Below are 19,749 nucleotides of genomic sequence, written 5' to 3'. Positions count from 1 at the left end.
TAAGTGCTTTTAGTAGTGCGGCCGAGAGGACTTGAACCTCCACGGTCATAATCGACCATAAGATCCTTAATCTTACGCGTCTGCCAGTTCCGCCACGGCCGCATATCAACCAACGAATATTATTATAGCAAGATCTCTATTCGTTGGCAACAACTTTTTTTAATTTTTCAAAACAAAATGATGACCGCACCGTCTGCAAACATAGCGGTTAGTGTTAAACCGCCGTTGACGCGCGATCCGAATTCCACACCCAGTACACTGATAGTACCAATAATGGTGGGTCCTCCGTCTGGCTTTCGCTTTACTGGTTGCCGGTGCATAACGTGAACCACCAACCTTGGCTAACAACTGACGGAAATCAGCGCTTTGATGACGATAATCACGGCTGGTTAAGTGAAGGTGATAATGACAGAGTTCATGGAGCACTACTCGCCTTAAATTAGCTAAATCAAACTCGGTGTACATCAGTGGGTTAATATCAATATGGTGATCATTTAAGTGATAACGACCACCAGTTGTCCGTAAGCGTGAATTAAAGAAGATTTGATGCTCAAATGGTCGGTGGAAGCTTTCCATCGACCATTTTTCAGTTAACTTTTGTAGTTGTTGATTATCCATTAGCCTCTTCTTGAGGAGCAATCATCGTTAATTGGATCCGTTGACGCTTAAGATCAACGTCATCAATCCAAACATCAACAATGTCACCAACAGAAACGGCTGATCGTGGATCCTTGATGAACTGCTTACTCATTTTAGAAACGTGAACAAGGCCGTCATGCTTAACACCAATGTCAACAAACGCACCAAAGTCAACAACGTTTCTCACTGTTCCCTGGAGTTTCATCCCCGGCTTTAGATCGTCAATCTTCATTACATCTTGGCGAAGTAGCGGTGCGGGCATCGAATCACGTAAGTCACGACCCGGCTTTTGAAGCGATGCGATAATGTCCTTAACCGTTTCTTCACCAGCATTTTCCGTAGTAAAGTCGTCAACATCAATCTTCTTTAACTGCTTTTCAGCAGCGTCGGAGCCGAGACTATCAACATTAATCTCAGCGGTCTCCATAATCTTCTCTGCAATCGGATAACTTTCAGGGTGGACATCCGTATTATCAAGCGGATTATCACCATTAACAATCCGTAAGAACCCAACCGATTGCTGATAAGCCTTAGGACCCAATCTTGGAACATCCTTCAACTGCTTTCGGTTAGTGTATTTCCCATGCTCATCACGGTATTTAACAATGTTCTTCGCAGTAGTCTTGTTTAATCCAGAAATCTGGGCTAACAGTTGGTAACTCGCGGTGTTCAGGTTAACCCCAACTCGGTTAACTGCCCGCTCAACAACTGCATCAAGCTCACCAGCTAGTTCCTTCTTTGGCAAGTCATGTTGGTACTGACCGACACCAATTGCTTGTGGTTCAATTTTCACTAGTTCAGCAAGTGGATCCTGAAGTCGCCGGCCAATACTAATTGCACTCCGTTGTTCAACATGAAGATCAGGGAATTCATCCCGGGCTTCCTTACTTGCCGAATAAACGGATGCCCCTGCTTCATTCACAATCACATAGTAGACCGGCCGTTTTATCTTCTTGAGAGTGTTCACAACAAACTGTTCAGATTCACGGCTAGCAGTCCCATTACCAATTGCGATCATCTCAACATGGTATTTTTCAATCAAATCAATTAATTGCCCTTCAGCTTTTGCCCGATCTTCTTCTGGAGCTGGCTTATGCGGATAGATAACTGCCTTAGTGAGAAACTTCCCGTTTTCATCTAATACAGCCAGCTTACAACCAGTCCGGTAAGCAGGATCAAAGCCCAGAACAACTTTCCCCTTAATCGGTGCCTGCATTAATAGGTGGTAAAGATTTTCACCGAAGACCTTAATTGCTTGTTGATCCGCATCTTCTGTTAATTGACGCCGAATTTCTCGTTCAATTGCTGGCCCCAAAAAGCGTTTGTAGGAGTCTGTATAGGCATCCTCGATCAATTTAACCGCGGCATTTTCCTTGCTCGTCCGAATTAACCGGAAATGAAGATAATTCAAGACTGCATCATCATCGACGTTAACCTTAACGTTTAAAACGCCTTCCTTTTCTCCCCGGTTAATTGCTAACACTTGGTAAGAACTTAAATCCTTTACGGGACTTGTAAAGTCATAGTATTGTTCATACGTTTTTAGTTCGTCCTTTTCCTTACCATTGCGCTTTACAGCGGTCATTAATTGGCCGTGTTGTCCCATAAAGTTCCGCAACCAGCTCCGCACAGTTGACATTTCACTAATTGCTTCAGCCAAAATTTCTTGAGCACCATTCAATGCATCCTCAACAGTCTTAACGTCATCGTTTAGGTACTTCGCGGCTTCAACTTGTGGATCAGTATCGGGATAAGTTAATAACCAATTAGCAAATGGTGCCAGGCCATGCTCCCGAGCAACTTGAGCCTTTGTTTGCCGTTTTTGCTTATATGGCAAGTAAAGATCTTCAACGGTCTGCAGCTCAGTTGCCGCTAAAATTTGCTTTTCCAGAGCAGGAGTCAGCTTACCAGCTTCCTTGATTTTATTAATAACGGTTTGCTGACGCTCAAGCAGTGTCGTAGCGTGCCGATATTGGTCATGAATTTCTTGAAGCTGCACTTCATCCAACGTCCCGGTCGCTTCTTTCCGGTACCGGGCAATGAATGGGATGGTGTCCCCCTCATCCATTAACTTCAAAGCTGCTTTAATTTGTGATTCATGCAGTTTTGGGAGTTGCTTGCTTACTAATTTAATCGATTTTTCGTCCATACAATCCTCCGTCAGTAGTTTTACCGCCACCAAGTATCAGCGGGGTTAATTGGCTGGTGACGCTTATGTTGTGTTCGCTTGTACCAGTTTTCAATTGTCGTTGCTGCCTGTGAGTCAACATTTTTCCCTTCCAGGTAGTCATCAATTTCCTGATATGAAACCCCAAGAGCCTTCTCATCAGGCAGCATTGGCTTATCGTCTTCCAGATCAGCAGTTGGTACTTTCTCGTACAGGTGTGCTGGCGCATTTAAGTATTCCAACAATGCTTTCCCCTGGCGCTTATCTAACCCGGATAATGGTGTGATGTCAGCACCGCCATCCCCAAATTTAGTATAGAAACCGGTAACTGCTTCAGCTGCGTGATCCGTACCAACAACCGCACCACTGTGTTCACCAGCAATTGCATATTGAACAATCATCCGTTCACGAGCCTTAATATTGCCCTTATTAAAATCACTGATGTTGGCGCCGGCCGCTGTTAATGATTCAAGCAATGCATCGGTTGACGGCTTAATATTAACCCGCACCATCTTATCAGGATGAATAAACTGGTCAATTGCCATCATCGCATCAGATTCGTCCGCTTGTTCACCATATGGCAACCGGACCGCAATAAATTGGTATCCCTGATCGCTAGTTTCTTGACGAAGCTTTTCCACTGCTAACTGTGATAAACGACCAGCTAATGATGAGTCTTGACCGCCAGAAATCCCCAGAACCAAGGTTTTCATCCCCGTCTTTTTGAGGAAACTAGCTAAAAAGTCAACCCGCCGTTCAATCTCAGTCGCTGGATCGATTTTCGGCTGGACATGAAGAGTTTTAATGATTGTTTCTTGTAAACTAGTCATCTTTTTTCCTCCTAATTACCAAGAGTCTTTACATACTCATGGATGCGATGAATCATATTAAGCTTATTATCATAGCACTTCTGTGAAAGATCTACTGGATATACTTCTGGGTTAAGATCCCGCTTATATTCATCCCACAGGGCATCAAGGTTCTGCTTCCGCCGTTGTCGAGTTTCTTCCAGACTTGGTTCATCGTAAACAAACTGACCATCCTTCCAAATATCCTTCAACATTGGTCGTGCCTTAAAATCATCCACGTCTTTTTGCTGGAGAGGAAAGTCGGGATTAAACATGTTTAACGAGCGTTGTTCACGAGGGTCCTCATCTGCCAAAGTGATGTAGTCACCCTCGCTCTTATTATCCGCACAGTCATTAATCCGCCAAACCTGCTTCTTCCCTGGGGTAGACATCTTGCTAATGTTATTTGAGAGCTTAATTGTGTCAACCATCTTGCCATCATCGTCTTCAATCGCAACGAGCTTATAAACTGCTCCTAACGTTGGTTGGTCATAAGCGGTAATTAATTTTGTCCCAATTCCCCAAACATCAATCTTGGCACCCTGCATTTGAAGATTTTGAATTGTCTTTTCATCAAGACCATTTGAGGCAAAAATTTTAGCATCCTTAAAGCCGGCATCATCAAGGAGCTGCCGTACCTGCTTTGAGAGGTAGGCCATATCGCCACTATCAATCCGCACACCAAGGAAGTTGATTTTATCGCCGAATTCCTTAGCAACCTTAATTGCAGCTGGAACACCACTCTTTAACGTATCAAAAGTATCCACAAGAAATACACAATCATGGTGCGTTTCAGCATAGGCCTTAAATGCATCATAATCGTTGCGGTAGGCTTGAACAAGCGCGTGGGCATGGGTCCCAGAGATTGGGATTCCAAATAGCTTGCCGGCACGAACATTACTAGTTGCATCAAAGCCGCCAATATAAGCAGCTCGGGTTCCCCACAAGGCCGCATCAAATTCCTGTGCTCGGCGTGTTCCAAATTCCATTACCGGTTGATCACCAACAATCGATTTAATCCGCGAAGCTTTAGTGGCAACCATAATTTGATAATTAATAATATTTAATAGTGCTGTTTCAACTAATTGAGCTTCTATCATTGGTGCATCAACCTGAAGAATTGGCTCGTGGTTAAACACTAAGTCACCTTCTTCAAAACTCCGAATTGAACCAGTGAACTTAAAGTCTTTCAGGTAATCTAAGAAGTCATCAGCAAACTGACCAGTTGACCGGAGATATTCAATATCACTTGCTGTAAAGTGAAGACTTTTAATATAGCGAATAATATGATCCAGACCAGCAAAGACTGCATAACCATTTTGAAATGGCATTTTACGGAAAAAGGCTTCAAACACGGCCCGGCGGTTTCCTTGCCCTTTCTTCCAATATGTTTGCATCATGCTAAGTTCATACGCATCGGTATGAAGAGCTGTACTATCATCTGGATAATTAAATTTCATTGTTCAGTATCCTCTCACTTATGTTAATAACCAACATTGTAGCACGATTTTTACTTTTCCAAAACGAACTCAAATCGCGAACCAACGTATTGAGTATGAACGTATTCAAATGGTGTCCCATCCTGCAAATACGATAATTGTGTCATCCGTAATAATGGATCGCCACGCTTAACATTTAAATAGGTTGCAATTCGTTCATTCGCTTTAGTTGCGGAAATATGCTGAACTGCATGTCCAGGATAAAGGTGCGCCTTATGCTCAAGAGTCTCCCAAAATGAAGTTGTTACTTCTTCTTTGCTTAATCCCTTTACTAAGTTAGCTGGGATGGTTGCCACTTCAAAACAGATTGGAACGTCATTTCCTGACCGAATTCGCTCCATCCGGACAACCTGATCCCCTTCCTTGAGAGCTAATTTTTCAATTTCAACTTGAGAAGGAATCGTTAAATGATACGAAATAGTGGTACTGGAGGGAACCTTCCCTAAGGACTTCATCAGGTCCGTAAAACTTGTTACTCCAGACATCCGTTCTTGAACTTTTCGGTTGGCAACAAATGTTCCAGACCCAACCCGGCGTTCAAGAATCCCTTCATCGACAAGTTCTTGAATTGCTTGCCGTAACGTCATCCGGCTGACATTAAATTGACCAGCCAGTTCCCGTTCAGCAGGAATCTTTTCGCCAACTTTCCATTTGCCATCCTCAATGTTCTCCCGTAATTGATTATGGATCTTAATATATATTGGTGAACTCATGCTGCTCGTCCTCCTTACACCATTTAGAACAATAATTAGCTATTTACAATTGTAACATCAATTAATAGGATTAGACCAATTTCAAAACAATTATTAAGAAAAAAGGTCCTAACGTTTTATAAAGCAACTGCTAGAACCTTTTCAGTAAATTTATTAATTTTCGTTGCGAATTTTCATTGCCCGGTCAAGGGTCCGGTCAACGATGATTGACTGTGAATCAGCAACGGGATACTTAGTTTCAGGATTCATTTCTTCAGCATAGGAAAGCTCCGTGCAGCCAAGGATAACAATGTCACAGTGTTCTTCCTCAATCATCTTTCTGACAAGCTCATGATACTTCTTGCCATCAGAATGGCCGCTCTCCTTAATATCATGGTAAATTAAGTCCTCAGTCATTTCCTGAATTTCAGGAGTAGCTTTAACTTCCTCATAACCAGCATTTTGGATATAAGAATCGTAAATCCCAGATACCATCGTTCCATCTGTTCCTAAAAGGCCAACCCGCTTAGCATCAGGCTTTAACCGCTTAATTTCGTTAACGGTTTCTTGAAGCATGTTAAGAATCGGGACATCAGTAGCCGCTTGTAACTCATCAAAAGAATAGTGGGCAGTATTACAAATGAGGACAAAGAATTCTGGCTTAAGGAGACTTTGTTGTTTAATGTCTTCAATTAAAGCCTTGGTTGGACTCGGCTTACTATGATCAAGGATCCAGCTTGTGCGGTCAGGAACCGTTGCGTGGTTAACCACGATGTAATCTAAATAATCCTGATCACGCTTTGTTGGTGTCCGTTGATCTAAAATCCGCATATAACTTTCTGTGGCTAATGTTCCCATCCCACCAAGAACTGTAAAAAACTTTTTCATGATTATAACCTCACTTTATGGTTTCTGATTTCTTATCCTAAGCTAATAAAGCAACAAAAATTGGTCCTAGTAAGGTAATCCCGACATTTCCCATGATATAGGCCGGCGTTAATGCAGCGGCAAAATATGCTCCACCTTCTGAACCAGCTTGGTCAGCAATCTCTGTCATTACTGCCGCACAAGTCCCTGAACCAGTTAAGCCACCAATCAATGCTAAGGGTTCCATATGTAATACATAACGACCAAATAGCAGCGTTAACAGGTGAGGAGCAATCGCAATAACCGCACCGATAAACAGCACACCGATCCCTAAAGACTTAATCGCACCAGTGAACGCTTGGGCTGACTGAAGACCAACTGTCCCGACAAAGAGCGTTAACCCCAGATTTTGGAAAAAGGCGGTCACTGTTGGTGGAATTGAATCATGATCACGGTGTCGGGAAATCCACGTACTCAGGGCTAATCCCATTAATAATGCAGCAACACCGTTTCCTAGTTGTAACGGAATTCCATTCAATTTTACCCCCAGGATTCCTAAAAGCGAAGCACCTGCAATTCCAAGTGAAAAGAGCGAATAGTTAATGGCTAACGCACTGGTATGCCACCGCCCCATTTTCTTTAAGATTGCCGATGTTCGTGACGTGTTCCCGGTCAGTGAGATTACATCCCCAGGACGCAGTTGATTAAATAACTGTTCATTCCCTGTATCTGGATCTTGAATATTGATGAAGACTCCGTGTTGCCGCAGGTGGGCTAACTGAGTCGGCTTGAAGTTCTTTCCTAAGACAAATTTTCGTTCTCGTGGTGCTTTAGTCGGTGTTAAGACTTCGTTAATTCCTTTAATGCCGTGCATTCGGTCAAAGTGAATTGCATACCCAATTACCGTTATCAGATCGCCAGGTTGTAATTTGTATTCCAAGTGGTCAGTCATTTCATCGCCATGAAAGGCAACTAATGCAATTAGCCGATAGTGACTCCACTTGTTAAAGCCACCAATTGTTTTTCCAACCAGTGGCGAATCAGCGTTCAAGCGATACGTCCGTCGCCAGGTCGGGTTAGGGTTTTTGGCATGAAAATGATACTTCCGCGCCATTAGCGGGCCTCGTGTGCTGACCTTAATTCCAAGGAGCTTGGGAGCAATATCACGAAGAAAAATAATAACCCCTAACGTCCCAAAAACATAGGTTAATGCATAGGCAACGGGTAATTGTGCTTCGTACGTTGAACGAACGGCACTGCTTACCGGCAAGGCGCCAATTGTTCGCAACGAACTGGCAACGGTTGAGGACTGAGTCAGCGAACCAGCAATAATCCCCGAAGCTACTCCTGGTCCAATATGGAATACTACAAACAATCCCCATGAAACAAGAAAGGCCGCTACCAACCAAAAAATACTAATAATCAAGATCCGTGACCCGAAGATCTTCAGACTTGTCATCATCTGTGGCCCTATGCGGTAACCAACAGAAAACATAAAGGCACCAAAGAAAATTGTGCCAAGCATCTCATCACGCGGGAAGGCCCCAATTTGACCAACGATTAACGTAACAACCAATGTTGCCACCGTTGCGCCAATGCTAAACCGTCCCCCGATTTTATAATCCCCAACCGCAAAGCCTAAAGCCATGCAGATAAACAAGGTGAAAACTTGGTTATGAACCATAAAGTGAATAATTGTATCAACCATAAGAATTTCTTTTTTTATCCCTCAAATAATTCCTTGAATCTGTTCATTACAGTCATTCATTTTAACATTATCCACGGCTTAAGGCTATCAACTAGTTAAGCTTATTCTTTTCCTGAATTCGATAATTCAAAATAACGGTAATAAGAGTCACAAGAGCCAAACAGGTTACGATTAGGTAATCAATCCGTCCCCCGATCATTGTCCGGTTAATTAACGAACCAGTTGATTGATTTTGGAAATAAGCAACCAAGGATGCCAGCAGGCCGGTTCCCATCGAGCCAGCAAATTGCTGAACCATATTGAAAACCGAATTAACGTCAGAACTATTTTCTTGTTTAACCAGCATTGAAGCATTTGAAATTGTACAGGAAAACGAAAGGTTAAACCCAATTCGTAAAATCAAGAAAAAGGTAGCGACGGTTAACGCAGTCAGTCTCGCTTGGAAAAGAATGAAGCACGATACTCCAATAACCAGTAAAGCACTCCCGGTAATAACCGGCTTAGCGTACCCTTGTTGATCAGCCCACCGACCTCCAAGTGGTGCGATAATTGCCCCAATGGCTGAACCGGGAAGCAATACTAGTCCAGCAACCATTGCAGACGAATGAAGAACATATTGCATGTAGACCGGAATAACCAGTGAAATTCCAATATTAATAAATTGAAGATTAAAGTACGTAATGGTCGAAAGGCGAATGGGAACTACCCGAAAAATTGAAAGATTCAATAGTTGAGAGTGCCCCGAATTATTAACGTAAATAAACAGCAAAGAGAAAATTATCCCTAAGCATAAACTAAACCAGAACCGGCCCGTTAAGCCGCCATTACCGATTAATGAAACTGAATACACAACCAGAATTAATGCCAATCCTAACAAGAATAAACTCAAGTAACTAAATCGCTTGGGATTGCCAATTGGCTGAGTATCAATTGTTAGTTGACCAATCACTAAACTGATTAAAGCTAACGGTAAGATCAACCAAAAAATCATTCGCCATGACATTGTTTCTGAAACAATTCCACCGTATGTCGGTCCAATTGCGGGGGCAAACGATATTACCATTCCAGCAAACCCGGTCATAATCCCCTTCCGATTAGCCGGAATTTCCGTAAAAATCAAATGGAATAGGATTGGTGTCGATAACCCCGTAGCCATTGCCTCGATTAACCTTGCAACCAGTAATACCGGAAAGTTAGTTGCGCAGGCACCAATTACATCCCCAACAATAAACATTCCCACAGCAACAAGTGCCAGCCTTTGTTCAGGAAATTGGCGTAAGAGGTATGCCGTTGTCCCCATAACAATTGTTACCATTAATAGGTACCCGGTAGTGATCCACTGAATAACATCAAGAGAGACGCCAAAAATCTTTACTAGTTCCGGGTAAGTAACGTTCATTGCGGTTTCGTTTAAGATCCCCACAAAGGTTAATAATGCCATTGAAAAGATCGCCGCATAGGTATGCTCGCCCCGTCTTATTCTTCCTACCATCTTTTCACCTCAATTTAAAATTTAGCTAAAAAAAGCCATGGCGATAAACTCCGCCACAGCATCCTTCATTATTCTAACAGCTGCTTAGTCTTTTTCCAATGCCATTAACCACTCTTTTGTTCCCTGATCTAATTGCGGATCGATTGTTAATGGAAAAGGTTTGAACAAGGTTGCAATCTGCTGCCAGTTAATTTTATTCCCCTGGTAAACAGCCTGGAGAAGGCGACTTTTCGTCATTTCTTGAATTTGCTTGCTAACTGGACGATTTAAAAATGTCATTGTGGTTGCCTTGGTCGCTAATTCTTCCGCCACCATTTTAGTTAAATCTTCTTTAGTGATTGTTCCAGATACGAGAACCTGTTTTTTCAGTGGTACCCTTGGAAGTTCACGACGGATAAACTGCTGAAGGACTTCCCATCCAGCAATAATTTGTCGATAGAATTGCCAGGGCACGCGACTATTTAATTTTTTCAGTAGACCTGGAATAGTGGAATTAAGATCTAGGTTCCGTCCTTGACAAGCATCTAGGATTTCAATCAGGAACCGTTGATTACTTTCTTGGATGTTTTTTTTCAATCTTTTCTTACTTGTTAAATTAAATCTTAAAATTACGTAGTCTACAAACTGTTCATCATCAATTACGTTCTGTTGAGAATGCCGTTTTACTCTAAATTGATTCAGTTGTTTCAGACGACTAGACTTGGCAAACTGCCCTTGCTTAGGCATTATAATTTCCCCTTCATATAATCAATTAAATATAAACAAAAAAGCCACCAACCAAACAGTTGGTGACTTTGGCAGTTGGGCTAGCTGGATTCGAACCAGCGCATGACGGTACCAAAAACCGTTGCCTTACCGCTTGGCTATAGCCCAATAATAAAAGTGGAGGAGGGTGGATTCGAACCGCCGAACCCGAAGGAACGGTTTTACAGACCGTCGCGTTTAGCCAGACTTCGCTACTCCTCCATAACAACGTGATAGTTAAGTAGTAACAATCAACGTTTATTATAATATCGAACTTCGCCTAAAATTGCAAGGACTTTTTTGAGAAAAATCAAAAAGGGAATGTAACATAAATACTTTTACTAAGTTCAAATACGAACAGCGCGGTCCCTGGGAGCATGTTCGACCTTAGCTCTATCTTTAGAGTAACAAAAAAGTTCAGAACGATTGTTTTTTCGTTCTGAACTAATCTTAGGTTGTTTCATCTTAAATAATTGCAATTTACAAGCAGGTTAATTTACACCATCCATCAAACTGTGAATCTTCTTAACAAAGAACATCAGAATGATACCAAAGACGATACTTACGATTCCGACAATCATGAAGTAAGGTACTTCAGTTGCGGATGAGTAGTACTTAACGATTTGGGCATTCACAGCTTGACCAGCTGAATCAGCCAAGAACCACATACTCATCATTTGAGACTTAAAGGCCTTTGGTGCAAGTTTAGTCGTTACTGACAAACCAATTGGTGAGATTAACATTTCACCAATTTCAACGATAAACCATGAACCAACTAACCAGAATGGACTAACACGACCTGCTGTTCCGTACATCATTCCTGGGAAAGCCATTAAGATGTATGATAATCCAGCAAAGACAAGCCCTGCAGAGAACTTACCAGGAGCACTTGGTTGACCCTTCCAGTGATCCCATAGAGCAACGAATACTGGTGTCAGGATCATAATGAATAATGGGTTCAAAGTCTGGAAGTTGGCAGCTGCAAAGTGCCAGCTACCAATGTGAAGAACTGTCCGTTGTTCAGCAAATAATGCTAAAACAACTGAACCAGATTCTTCAATTGCCCAGAAGATTGCGGCTGCAATGAAAAGCGGAATATAGGCAATAACCCGTGACTTTTCAGGCTTAGTAACCTTCTTGGAATTTAACATCATAATGAAGTAGTAAATTGGCAGTGCAATTGCAATAAACGTAATGATGTTAATAATGTTCGTAATATTAAGCTGACCCATAGCGGCTAACAATCCAAGAACAACTACTAAGACTGCAACACCAACAAGTGTCCAGATAATAATTGGCCGTAAATCATCTTTTTCAATTGGGTCATTAGGATAAAGGCTATCCTTAGAAAGGTACTTCCGACCATCAAGGGTATATTGCAGTAATCCGAAGAACATTCCGATTGCGGCTAGTGAGAAACCAGCATGGAAGTTCATTTCATTGCCCAACAAGTGGAAGCCAAAACCATTAGCAGCCCACGGAACAGCCCATGGAGCAACAGCAGCACCCAAGTTAATCCCGAAAACAAACATACTAAAACCAGAATCACGCCGTTCGTCATCCGGACTGTACAAGCCACCAACCATTTCAGAAACGTTGGGCTTTAATAAACCAGTACCAACAACAATCAAAGCAATTGAAACATACAATGCAGCAACGCCAGCTGGCAATGACAAGGCAATGTGCCCAAACATAATCAGCACACCACCAATGAAGACAGTCTTTCGAGAGCCCCATACACGGTCAGAAAGCCACCCACCAACAACACTTGACAGGTAAACCAATGAACCATAGATCGCCATAATCGAAGCAGCCGTGGCTTGGTCCATGCCCAAACCACCCTTAGTTACGGCATAGTACATGTAGAATAGCAGGATGGCACGCATCCCGTAGTAACTAAACCGTTCCCACATTTCAGTGAAGAACAGAGTAGATAGCCCTCTTGGTTGTCCAAAGAAGGCTGTATCCAAGTTTTTCTCTTTACTCATACAATTCCTCCAAATAATATCTTCAGGAGATAAAATAAGATGTGAAGGTTAATTATTTTTTAAAAACTTTCACATTAAAAATTCAGAATATAATTATTATAGGCGTCTAATTTGAAAGCGTCAATTCAAAAATAAATTTTTAATGAGAATAAACCGCGATAAATAGCCATTTATAGTACAATTATTTAAATTTAAGAATCAGGTTATTAACGGTTTCACTACCATTTAGTTAATAATTTTAAGTTAGCTGTTATTCAATGACTAACTTTATAAAGTTGTTCTCATTTTCACTGCATAAAAAAAACTGGAAAGAAATAATCTTTCCAGTTTCGCTATCAACTCCGGCAGTCAGACTCGAACTGACGACAACCTGATTAACAGTCAGGTGCTCTACCAACTGAGCTATGCCGGAATAATATGTTATTGTTATCTCAACAACGAAATTTATTATACAGGAAAATACCGTAAGTAGCAAGCAGAGATTTCAATTTACTAATTAACTTTTCTCATAATGATGAATTATTTGCTGCTGAGCGATCTATCAACTATAATACTTATGAAAAGTAAGAGAATTTTGAGGAGGCTTTTAATATGACTAATACACTGGTCCTTTATTTCTCCGCTACGGGAACGACAAAGAAAGTGGCAGAAAAAGTAGCAGAAAAGCTTAATGCTGATATTGCCGAAATTCATCCAGTAACTCCATATAATGATGATGACCTTAATTGGCATGATGAATCAACCCGTGCGACCGTTGAGCAAAAGCAAGAACATGATGGTCGGGTTCCAATCAAAGATGACCTGCCATCACTTGATAATTATGACAATGTGGTAATTGGTCACCCAATCTGGTGGGGAATTCCGCCACGCTTAATTGCTACTACCATTGACACCCTTAATCTTAACGGCAAGCATTTGGCAACCTTTGGAACATCAAGCAGTACCGGTTACGATCGAGCACAATCTAATATTGAACGAACCATTAAGGAAAATAACTATAATGTTGAATTGAATAAAGGTAACGTCCTTAATTCACAATCAGCAATTGATAGCTGGTTGAATTCACTATCCTTAGCTCGTTAACCATCATTAAAAGATCCGAGATGCTAGTTCATAGCACTTCGGATTTTTTAGTTATTACTTTAGTCTCCGCCAGCTCTTAATTAAGATCAAAAAAGCTTTCAACAACGTTTATAAGACTCGCTGTTGAAAGCTTTTATAATGATTCAAATGCTAACTAGAGGAGTCGAACCTCCGACCTTCTCTTTACGAGGGAGATGCTCTACCAGCTGAGCTAAGTTAGCAAAACCAATCAACGAGTACTATTGTATCATGCTAATTAGTTAGTGAAAACACTTAATTTAAATTAAACTATATTCTCCTACTCAAAATCCAGCTACTTAGAAAAAATATTTATTCAATTTTTCCCATTCCTCTTTTTGACTAAGTAGATTAATTCATCTCCTCTTTTGTAACTTAGCAAAGTACCACATAATAGTTAGAAAATAATCTAACTATTATGTGGTACCTCTTTACTTTAGTAATTTTCTAGTTTCCACATATAGCGACGCTTTGATAATGGATGTTTTCGAGCTTTTCCCAGATACTCTGCAAACTTTCTCATTACTGAGGTAAGCACCAGTGGATCAAAGTAATCAACAACTGAAGCGTCCATTTTACTATTGAGCCAATAGTCTTTAGCATCAATAACCGTATACTTAGTGCCAAAACGTTGCAAGAATTCTAGTGCTCGAGAGTCTAGATGACGTGTTCTTCCATCTGACATAAATAGTAGGAATGGTGCTTCTTTTACTGCTAATTCAAAAGGCCCATGAAATAGTTCTGCACTATCAAGATTAACTCCTGTAATCCATTGCATTTCCATAAAGATAAAGTTAGCAGTTGAATACCCTACTCCTCTATTAGAACCTGATGATAATGTAAATACCTTATCTTCGTCCTTATATCTTTCTGCAAATTTTTGTGCATCATTATCCACACTAGCAGCTGCATCATTGGCAACTTCATCAACCACTGATAATCCTTGTACCATTTCATTATAATTATTGCTTTCACCTAATGCATGCAATAATTCAACCGCAAAGGTTAGAGCTACCTTCTGTTTAGAAGACTTTGTGGCATAACTTTCAAAAAACTTATGCTGTAAAACATAGTCAGTCTCTTTAGTTAGTGGTGAATCAGGAGCAAAAGTTAATGCTAGAACTGTTGCGCCTTTTTCCTTAGCATTATGTACTGCTTTTAATGTTTCCTTAGTTGTACCACCTAGGGAAGCTATGACAGCTACTGTATTTTCTCCAAAATAATTAGGAACATCATAATTAAATTCGTTTGCTTCAAGCAAATGACTACCAAGTTCCTTTGAGTTTTGTAATGCATAATAATATGCGCCAAATAATTCTGAATAAGATGCTCCACATCCCATAAACACTAAAGACTTAACATCTTTAGTATCAACAATTTTTTTTACTAATTCTTGTACTTCTTGACGAGTTGTTTCTTTTTCCATAATTACCTCTCCTTACATAATTCTTTTAGTCGCAAATCAGGGATCTTAAAACTTACTCCTAGTGATCCATCTATTTGTAATTGCTTAGCACTAAATAAACTAGCTGATTTCAAAATATTAGGAATAGAGCTTATATCCCAATTTTCTCTTAGCAAACCTGTACTAAAGTAAGTAATAAAAGAATCTCCAGCACCCATGGTATCTTTGATATGATTAGTCAGTTGAGCCGACTGGTAATAGCAACGGTTTCCTGTAAAAACCATTGCCCCTTGTTTTCCCATAGTAAATAGTAGAATAGTATGATAATTTCCCATGCTTTGAAGCTGTCTTGCTCGTTCAACTACCTTATCTTTACTTATATTCCCCACTGAGAAACAAGCAAGATCTACATTATTAATAGTTAAAGTTATTTCATCCTCATTAGAGAAATCGGAATAGTCATAGACAATTTTAGGTTTATTAATATAATTAATTATTTCTTTTCCTTTACCATTAACACTTAAATGAATTAAATCCATTGCATTAATATAGTCCTTGTCATCTGAAATCTTAATTCCTTGATTCAGAACGCCGCCTCTATTACTAGCTAGAAATTTTCTATCGCCATTAACAACTTTAACCAACGAATATCCGGATTCACCTTTCAAATTTCTACAATGATCAATGTTAACATTAAATGTTTTTAATGTACTTTTCATTAATTCAGCCAAATTATCATTGCCAAAATTACCAAGATACCCACTAGTAATTTTTGGTATTCGAGTAGCCATAACACTGAAATTAACCGCATTGCCACCAGGAAATATTCTCTTGCTATCGAGATAAATGTCCATTACATTATCGCCAATGGCTAAGACCTTCATAGAATCATTCCTTTCTTTGATTTCCAGATGTAATGGCAAAGTTGGTAGTAGATGCGTCGTAATAGTTGAAAGTCACATAAATAACTTCTTTATCCATTACTTGACGACGTAATTTGAATAGAGGATCTCCTGGAACCTTATTCATATATTGAGCTAACTCACTAGTAGCTGGCACATAGCTCAATAATTGGTTACTACCCAGTTCCTTATATCCATATTGAGTAGACAATAGGCTAGTCATTGAAATATCTGGGGTGATTTTTTCTCTTAATTTTGGAAATTTATTTGAAGAGTAGTAAGCACTTTCTAAGCCACTTACTGCCTTATTAAACTTAACTAGTCGCTTCAAATTTATAACTGGTTCTCCAGGGAAAATATTTAGTAATTCTGCTATTTTATCTGTACTTGCTATTTCTTGTAGCTTAACTATTTGTACAGAAGGATGCTTACCACTGTTTTTCATAAAATTTGAATAGCTTCCTAGATGTAATAAATTACGTTCAACTATGTTTGCTTGAACAAAAGTTCCTTTTCCCTGTTTTTTAACCAGATAACCTTGATCAACCAAATCACTAACAGCCCGTCTAATAGTGATTCGACTAGCTCCAAACTCTCTGCAAAGTTCTGATTCAGAAGCAATTAAAGTACCTTGTTTATATTTACCATCATTGATTAAGCGTTTTAATTCAATCTCAATTTGCTCATATAATGGTGTCTTAATATTTTTTTCTAACATAATTAGATACACTCTCTATTCTAGGTATATAGAATTTTAGAAATAAAGTTCTTTGTTCGTTCGTGCTTTGCATGATGAAAAATCTCATCTGGTGTGCCTTGTTCCAAAATGTGACCTCTATCTACAAAAACTACGCGACTACCAACTTCCTGTGCAAATCCCATTTCGTGTGTAACAACAACCATGGTCATGCCACTCTTAGCTAGCTTTTTCATTGATTTCAGAACTTCTTCTACCATTTCAGGATCTAAAGCAGATGTTGGTTCATCAAAAAGCATTACTTTAGGGTTCATTGCTAAAGATCGAATAATTGCAATTCTTTGCTGTTGTCCACCACTAAGTTGATCAGGATAGGCATCAGCCTTATTTTCCAGATCCATTTCCTTTAGTAATTCCGTCGATTGTCGATCAGTCTGAGATTTTGATAAATGCTTTACCACTCTTGGAGCATACGAAATATTTTGTCTAACAGTAAAATGAGGAAATAAGTCAAAATGTTGAAAGACCATTCCAATATTTTCGTGGACCCTTTGTTGAGCTTTTTTAGAAATACTCCCTGAAATAATTTTATCCTGGAAAAGTACTTTACCGCTAGTTGGCTGTTCCAAGAGATTCATATGTCTAATCAACGTACTTTTTCCTGATCCAGAAGGACCAATGATCACTACAACCTCTCCATTATGGACTTTAAGATTAATGTCATGTAAGACAGTGTTATTTCCAAACTTTTTTGTGACGTGACGTAATTCAAGCATCGTGACGCATCCTCCTTTCAAACAAAGCAAGAATCTGATTCAGAATCAGACAAATTACCAGGTAAAGAGCAGAAGCAATAATCATGGGTTCCAATCCTAAGGCTGTTGAACCACGAACTGTTTGAGCAGCAAACATAATATCGGTGATACCTAATACTGATACCAATGATGAATCTTTAACGTTACCGATAAGTTGATTTCCTAGTGCTGGAAGAATATTTTTGAATGCTTGTGGTAAGATGATATTCAATAAAATACGATATGATGGAATACCAAGGCTTTCTGCTGCCTCTGTTTGCCCTACCGGTAAAGATTGGATACCAGATCGAATAATTTCCGCAATATAAGCACCAGAATACAAGGTTAGCGCCACTATACCTGTTACAAAGTCATTTACGGAGAATCCCAGTAATTGTGGAAGACCAATATAAACGATATATATTTGAACCAATAAAGGAGTATTACGAATGAAGCCAATGTACGTTTTTGCGATTAAGCTTAGTAAGTTTGCCTTTGACATTTTCATCACAGCTAAGGCAATACCTAATAGTAGACCCAAGACAATTGAGATAACCGCAAGTTCAATTGTCGTTACAAGGCCATGCATAAATAATGGCCAATATTCTGTAATAAATGAGTAATTTGAAAACATAAAATCACTCCTTCTAATCCTTGTTAGTTGGTTCCTTTCTGTGCATATTGATCAACCCACTTGCTATATTGTGCCTTGTTTTGGTGAATTACTTCATTCAAGCGATTTACAAGGTCATCCGAAGTCCCCTTAGGAAGAGCAATAGCAGCACCTTTTGATCCATCGTTGTGTCGCCATGAAGTCATAGTTAATTCTGGATTCTTCTTCAGCAGGATAGTTGCAGTCGGTTTGTCAATACAGAAGGCATCAGCTTTTCCATTATTTACTGCTAAAGCTAAATCGGTAACCTTTGATAGATCCTTAGTGGTAGCTTTAGGGAATACCTTATGAATCATTGGTTGTTGAGATGAATTGTTAACTACAGCAATGGTAGCATGCTTGAAATTATTGACATTTTTGTATTGAGCTAGTTTAGCTTTTGGAACAACCAAGACATTGGTACTCTTGTAATACGTGTCAGTAAACTTAGCCGCTTTTTGTCTTTCTGGCGTTGGAGCCATTGATGTAACTAACATATCAACTTTCTTAGCTTGTAAAGCAGGCAAAAGTCCATCTAAATCCATTGTCTTTAATTCATATTTAACACCTAAGTTCTTGGCAATTTTCTTTACTAGTAGAACATCAGCACCCTGCATTTGCGTTTTGCCATTTTTTTGAACCTGTGATTCGTATGGTGGATTAGCAGAGACCATTCCCACTCTAAGAGTACCCCGCTCTTTAATTTGTTGAAGTGATGATTTATTTGACTTTCCACATCCAGTTAAAAGAAGCAAAAGTGTTCCTAAAAGAGTTAATACATAAAATAGACGGTGTGCTTTAAGCTTTTTCATAGGTAAGTCCTCCAATTTTTATTAAATAAGACGTTATATAACGTCATAAATTAAACAACGAATTAAATATTAATCAAAAAAGGACACACCTTTCTATGATTAATAGAGTTTCTTAGTATACTTTCTTTAATATTAATAATGTCACTATCTGACATTTACACCACCACCTTTAAATTTTAAATAAAAAAAGCCTTACCAACCCCAAAGCTGAGATTGAAAAGGACGTTTTCACGTGGTACCACCTTTTTTCGTAGTGAAATCACTACCTTCACCAACAGTTACAAAGCAACAATTAGCTGGCACGATAATGGGCGCCTACCAGTACATTCTACTTAAGTTTCGATATACGACTCACAAGCGATAGATTTTTATAATACTGTCCACCAATTCACACCAAACATTGGCTCTCTTAAGTAAGTATTACTAATCTTTCTTGATCAACATCTTTTTGTTAAATTGATTACCAAAAGATTAACACCCTAAAATTAGAAAGTCAACATTTTTCTTTAATTTAATTTTAATTAATAATAAATTAACAATACTTTTACAATAAAAATAGTTTTCCATAATAAAATTCAGAAAAGTACTTTAAAATAAACTATCTAAATTTTCTTCTTTTAGTACAAAAAAAGGCACTGATTACAATCAGTGCCTTATTATCAACTCCGGCAGTCAGACTCGAACTGACGACAACCTGATTAACAGTCAGGTGCTCTACCAACTGAGCTATGCCGGAATAATC

General features: G+C 39.5%; 17 protein-coding genes, 6 tRNA genes and 1 other annotated feature. Of the genes, 1 reads left to right on the top strand and 22 read right to left on the bottom strand.

Annotated elements, in window-relative coordinates; genetic code table 11:
- Nucleotides 1-16 precede the first annotated feature (16 nt).
- From HMPREF0549_RS06630 to HMPREF0549_RS06565, 14 genes are all read right to left on the bottom strand, one after another.
- Nucleotides 17-102: transfer RNA gene (locus HMPREF0549_RS06630), tRNA-Leu, on the bottom strand.
- A 57-nt stretch (nt 103-159) separates the two neighbouring features.
- Entirely contained in the window at nt 160-618 is a 459-nt protein-coding gene (locus HMPREF0549_RS06625) for a SprT family protein (RefSeq protein WP_003717499.1), read from the bottom strand.
- Nucleotides 611-2,788 (bottom strand): Tex family protein, encoded by a 2,178-nt coding sequence (locus HMPREF0549_RS06620; RefSeq protein ID WP_040531556.1) that lies wholly within the window; start codon nt 2,786-2,788, stop codon nt 611-613. The genes HMPREF0549_RS06625 and HMPREF0549_RS06620 overlap by 8 nt, the downstream gene beginning before the upstream one ends.
- A 20-nt stretch (nt 2,789-2,808) precedes the next feature.
- A complete protein-coding gene (gene nadE, locus HMPREF0549_RS06615) occupies nt 2,809-3,636 on the bottom strand; it encodes an NAD(+) synthase (protein WP_003717497.1) in 828 nt (275 codons plus the stop codon).
- 11 nt (nt 3,637-3,647) lie between these two features.
- Nucleotides 3,648-5,114 (bottom strand): nicotinate phosphoribosyltransferase, encoded by a 1,467-nt coding sequence (locus HMPREF0549_RS06610; RefSeq protein WP_003717496.1) that lies wholly within the window; start codon nt 5,112-5,114, stop codon nt 3,648-3,650.
- 50 nt (nt 5,115-5,164) lie between these two features.
- Nucleotides 5,165-5,866, bottom strand: a complete 702-nt coding sequence (locus HMPREF0549_RS06605; RefSeq protein ID WP_003717495.1) for a GntR family transcriptional regulator — start codon at nt 5,864-5,866, stop codon at nt 5,165-5,167.
- Nucleotides 5,867-6,019: 153 nt separating this feature from the next.
- Nucleotides 6,020-6,733 (bottom strand): aspartate/glutamate racemase family protein, encoded by a 714-nt coding sequence (locus tag HMPREF0549_RS06600; protein ID WP_003717494.1) that lies wholly within the window; start codon nt 6,731-6,733, stop codon nt 6,020-6,022.
- Between the two features lie 37 nt (nt 6,734-6,770).
- Nucleotides 6,771-8,420 carry an aspartate-alanine antiporter-like transporter gene (locus HMPREF0549_RS06595; protein WP_003717493.1) on the bottom strand — a complete coding sequence of 550 codons (1,650 nt, stop codon included), beginning with the start codon at nt 8,418-8,420 and terminating at the stop codon, nt 6,771-6,773.
- A 91-nt stretch (nt 8,421-8,511) separates the two neighbouring features.
- Nucleotides 8,512-9,912, bottom strand: a complete 1,401-nt coding sequence (locus HMPREF0549_RS06590; RefSeq protein ID WP_003717492.1) for an MFS transporter — start codon at nt 9,910-9,912, stop codon at nt 8,512-8,514.
- Between the two features lie 84 nt (nt 9,913-9,996).
- A complete protein-coding gene (locus tag HMPREF0549_RS06585) occupies nt 9,997-10,638 on the bottom strand; it encodes a hypothetical protein (protein WP_003717491.1) in 642 nt (213 codons plus the stop codon).
- A gap of 75 nt (nt 10,639-10,713) precedes the next feature.
- Nucleotides 10,714-10,785, bottom strand: a tRNA-Gln gene (locus HMPREF0549_RS06580).
- Between the two features lie 10 nt (nt 10,786-10,795).
- Nucleotides 10,796-10,878: transfer RNA gene (locus HMPREF0549_RS06575), tRNA-Tyr, on the bottom strand.
- Nucleotides 10,879-11,147: 269 nt separating this feature from the next.
- Nucleotides 11,148-12,644, bottom strand: coding sequence for a peptide MFS transporter (locus tag HMPREF0549_RS06570; RefSeq protein ID WP_003717490.1), 1,497 nt, complete (start codon nt 12,642-12,644; stop codon nt 11,148-11,150).
- Nucleotides 12,645-12,983: 339 nt separating this feature from the next.
- A tRNA-Asn gene (locus tag HMPREF0549_RS06565) sits at nt 12,984-13,056 on the bottom strand.
- Between the two features lie 179 nt (nt 13,057-13,235).
- On the opposite strand from HMPREF0549_RS06565, the gene HMPREF0549_RS06560 reads away from it, so the two are divergent.
- Nucleotides 13,236-13,727 (top strand): flavodoxin, encoded by a 492-nt coding sequence (locus HMPREF0549_RS06560; protein ID WP_003717489.1) that lies wholly within the window; start codon nt 13,236-13,238, stop codon nt 13,725-13,727.
- 148 nt (nt 13,728-13,875) lie between these two features.
- On the opposite strand, the gene HMPREF0549_RS06555 is transcribed toward HMPREF0549_RS06560, so the two are convergent.
- From HMPREF0549_RS06555 to HMPREF0549_RS06520, 8 genes are all read right to left on the bottom strand, one after another.
- Nucleotides 13,876-13,948, bottom strand: a tRNA-Thr gene (locus tag HMPREF0549_RS06555).
- 233 nt (nt 13,949-14,181) lie between these two features.
- The gene (locus HMPREF0549_RS06550) at nt 14,182-15,171 is read right to left on the bottom strand and encodes an SIS domain-containing protein (RefSeq protein ID WP_003717488.1); all 990 of its coding nucleotides are present in this window, start codon (nt 15,169-15,171) and stop codon (nt 14,182-14,184) included.
- 2 nt (nt 15,172-15,173) lie between these two features.
- Entirely contained in the window at nt 15,174-16,034 is an 861-nt protein-coding gene (locus HMPREF0549_RS06545; RefSeq protein ID WP_003717487.1) for a PfkB family carbohydrate kinase, read from the bottom strand.
- A 4-nt stretch (nt 16,035-16,038) separates the two neighbouring features.
- Entirely contained in the window at nt 16,039-16,770 is a 732-nt protein-coding gene (locus tag HMPREF0549_RS06540) for a GntR family transcriptional regulator (RefSeq protein ID WP_003717486.1), read from the bottom strand.
- Between the two features lie 20 nt (nt 16,771-16,790).
- The gene (locus HMPREF0549_RS06535; protein WP_003717485.1) at nt 16,791-17,525 is read right to left on the bottom strand and encodes an amino acid ABC transporter ATP-binding protein; all 735 of its coding nucleotides are present in this window, start codon (nt 17,523-17,525) and stop codon (nt 16,791-16,793) included.
- Nucleotides 17,518-18,177: an amino acid ABC transporter permease gene (locus tag HMPREF0549_RS06530; RefSeq protein WP_040531553.1), complete on the bottom strand. Its 660-nt coding sequence runs from the start codon at nt 18,175-18,177 to the stop codon at nt 17,518-17,520. The genes HMPREF0549_RS06535 and HMPREF0549_RS06530 overlap by 8 nt, the downstream gene beginning before the upstream one ends.
- A gap of 23 nt (nt 18,178-18,200) precedes the next feature.
- On the bottom strand, nt 18,201-19,007 hold the full coding sequence (locus HMPREF0549_RS06525) for a transporter substrate-binding domain-containing protein (protein WP_003717483.1): 807 nt from the start codon (nt 19,005-19,007) through the stop codon (nt 18,201-18,203).
- A gap of 215 nt (nt 19,008-19,222) precedes the next feature.
- Nucleotides 19,223-19,457, bottom strand: a binding site (T-box leader).
- Between the two features lie 213 nt (nt 19,458-19,670).
- A tRNA-Asn gene (locus tag HMPREF0549_RS06520) sits at nt 19,671-19,743 on the bottom strand.
- Nucleotides 19,744-19,749 lie beyond the last annotated feature (6 nt).

It is taken from the genome of Limosilactobacillus vaginalis DSM 5837 = ATCC 49540 (genome assembly GCF_000159435.1).
GTDB lineage: Bacteria > Bacillota > Bacilli > Lactobacillales > Lactobacillaceae > Limosilactobacillus > Limosilactobacillus vaginalis.
Note: the sequence above shows the minus strand (reverse complement) of the source record. Positions and strands in the feature narration are given on the sequence as shown.

Bases quoted from the DNA above. Each gene is read 5' to 3' on its own strand.
- HMPREF0549_RS06530 (WP_040531553.1), bottom strand. From the start codon at position 18,177: ATGTTTTCAAATTACTCATTTATTACAGAATATTGGCCATTATTTATG.
- HMPREF0549_RS06605 (WP_003717495.1), bottom strand. From the start codon at position 5,866: ATGAGTTCACCAATATATATTAAGATCCATAATCAATTACGGGAGAAC.
- HMPREF0549_RS06570 (WP_003717490.1), bottom strand. From the start codon at position 12,644: ATGAGTAAAGAGAAAAACTTGGATACAGCCTTCTTTGGACAACCAAGA.
- HMPREF0549_RS06610 (WP_003717496.1), bottom strand. From the start codon at position 5,114: ATGAAATTTAATTATCCAGATGATAGTACAGCTCTTCATACCGATGCG.
- nadE (WP_003717497.1), bottom strand. From the start codon at position 3,636: ATGACTAGTTTACAAGAAACAATCATTAAAACTCTTCATGTCCAGCCG.
- HMPREF0549_RS06545 (WP_003717487.1), bottom strand. From the start codon at position 16,034: ATGAAGGTCTTAGCCATTGGCGATAATGTAATGGACATTTATCTCGAT.
- HMPREF0549_RS06560 (WP_003717489.1), top strand. From the start codon at position 13,236: ATGACTAATACACTGGTCCTTTATTTCTCCGCTACGGGAACGACAAAG.
- HMPREF0549_RS06550 (WP_003717488.1), bottom strand. From the start codon at position 15,171: ATGGAAAAAGAAACAACTCGTCAAGAAGTACAAGAATTAGTAAAAAAA.
- HMPREF0549_RS06600 (WP_003717494.1), bottom strand. From the start codon at position 6,733: ATGAAAAAGTTTTTTACAGTTCTTGGTGGGATGGGAACATTAGCCACA.
- HMPREF0549_RS06525 (WP_003717483.1), bottom strand. From the start codon at position 19,007: ATGAAAAAGCTTAAAGCACACCGTCTATTTTATGTATTAACTCTTTTA.
- HMPREF0549_RS06620 (WP_040531556.1), bottom strand. From the start codon at position 2,788: ATGGACGAAAAATCGATTAAATTAGTAAGCAAGCAACTCCCAAAACTG.
- HMPREF0549_RS06535 (WP_003717485.1), bottom strand. From the start codon at position 17,525: ATGCTTGAATTACGTCACGTCACAAAAAAGTTTGGAAATAACACTGTC.
- HMPREF0549_RS06590 (WP_003717492.1), bottom strand. From the start codon at position 9,912: ATGGTAGGAAGAATAAGACGGGGCGAGCATACCTATGCGGCGATCTTT.
- HMPREF0549_RS06585 (WP_003717491.1), bottom strand. From the start codon at position 10,638: ATGCCTAAGCAAGGGCAGTTTGCCAAGTCTAGTCGTCTGAAACAACTG.
- HMPREF0549_RS06540 (WP_003717486.1), bottom strand. From the start codon at position 16,770: ATGTTAGAAAAAAATATTAAGACACCATTATATGAGCAAATTGAGATT.
- HMPREF0549_RS06625 (WP_003717499.1), bottom strand. From the start codon at position 618: ATGGATAATCAACAACTACAAAAGTTAACTGAAAAATGGTCGATGGAA.
- HMPREF0549_RS06595 (WP_003717493.1), bottom strand. From the start codon at position 8,420: ATGGTTGATACAATTATTCACTTTATGGTTCATAACCAAGTTTTCACC.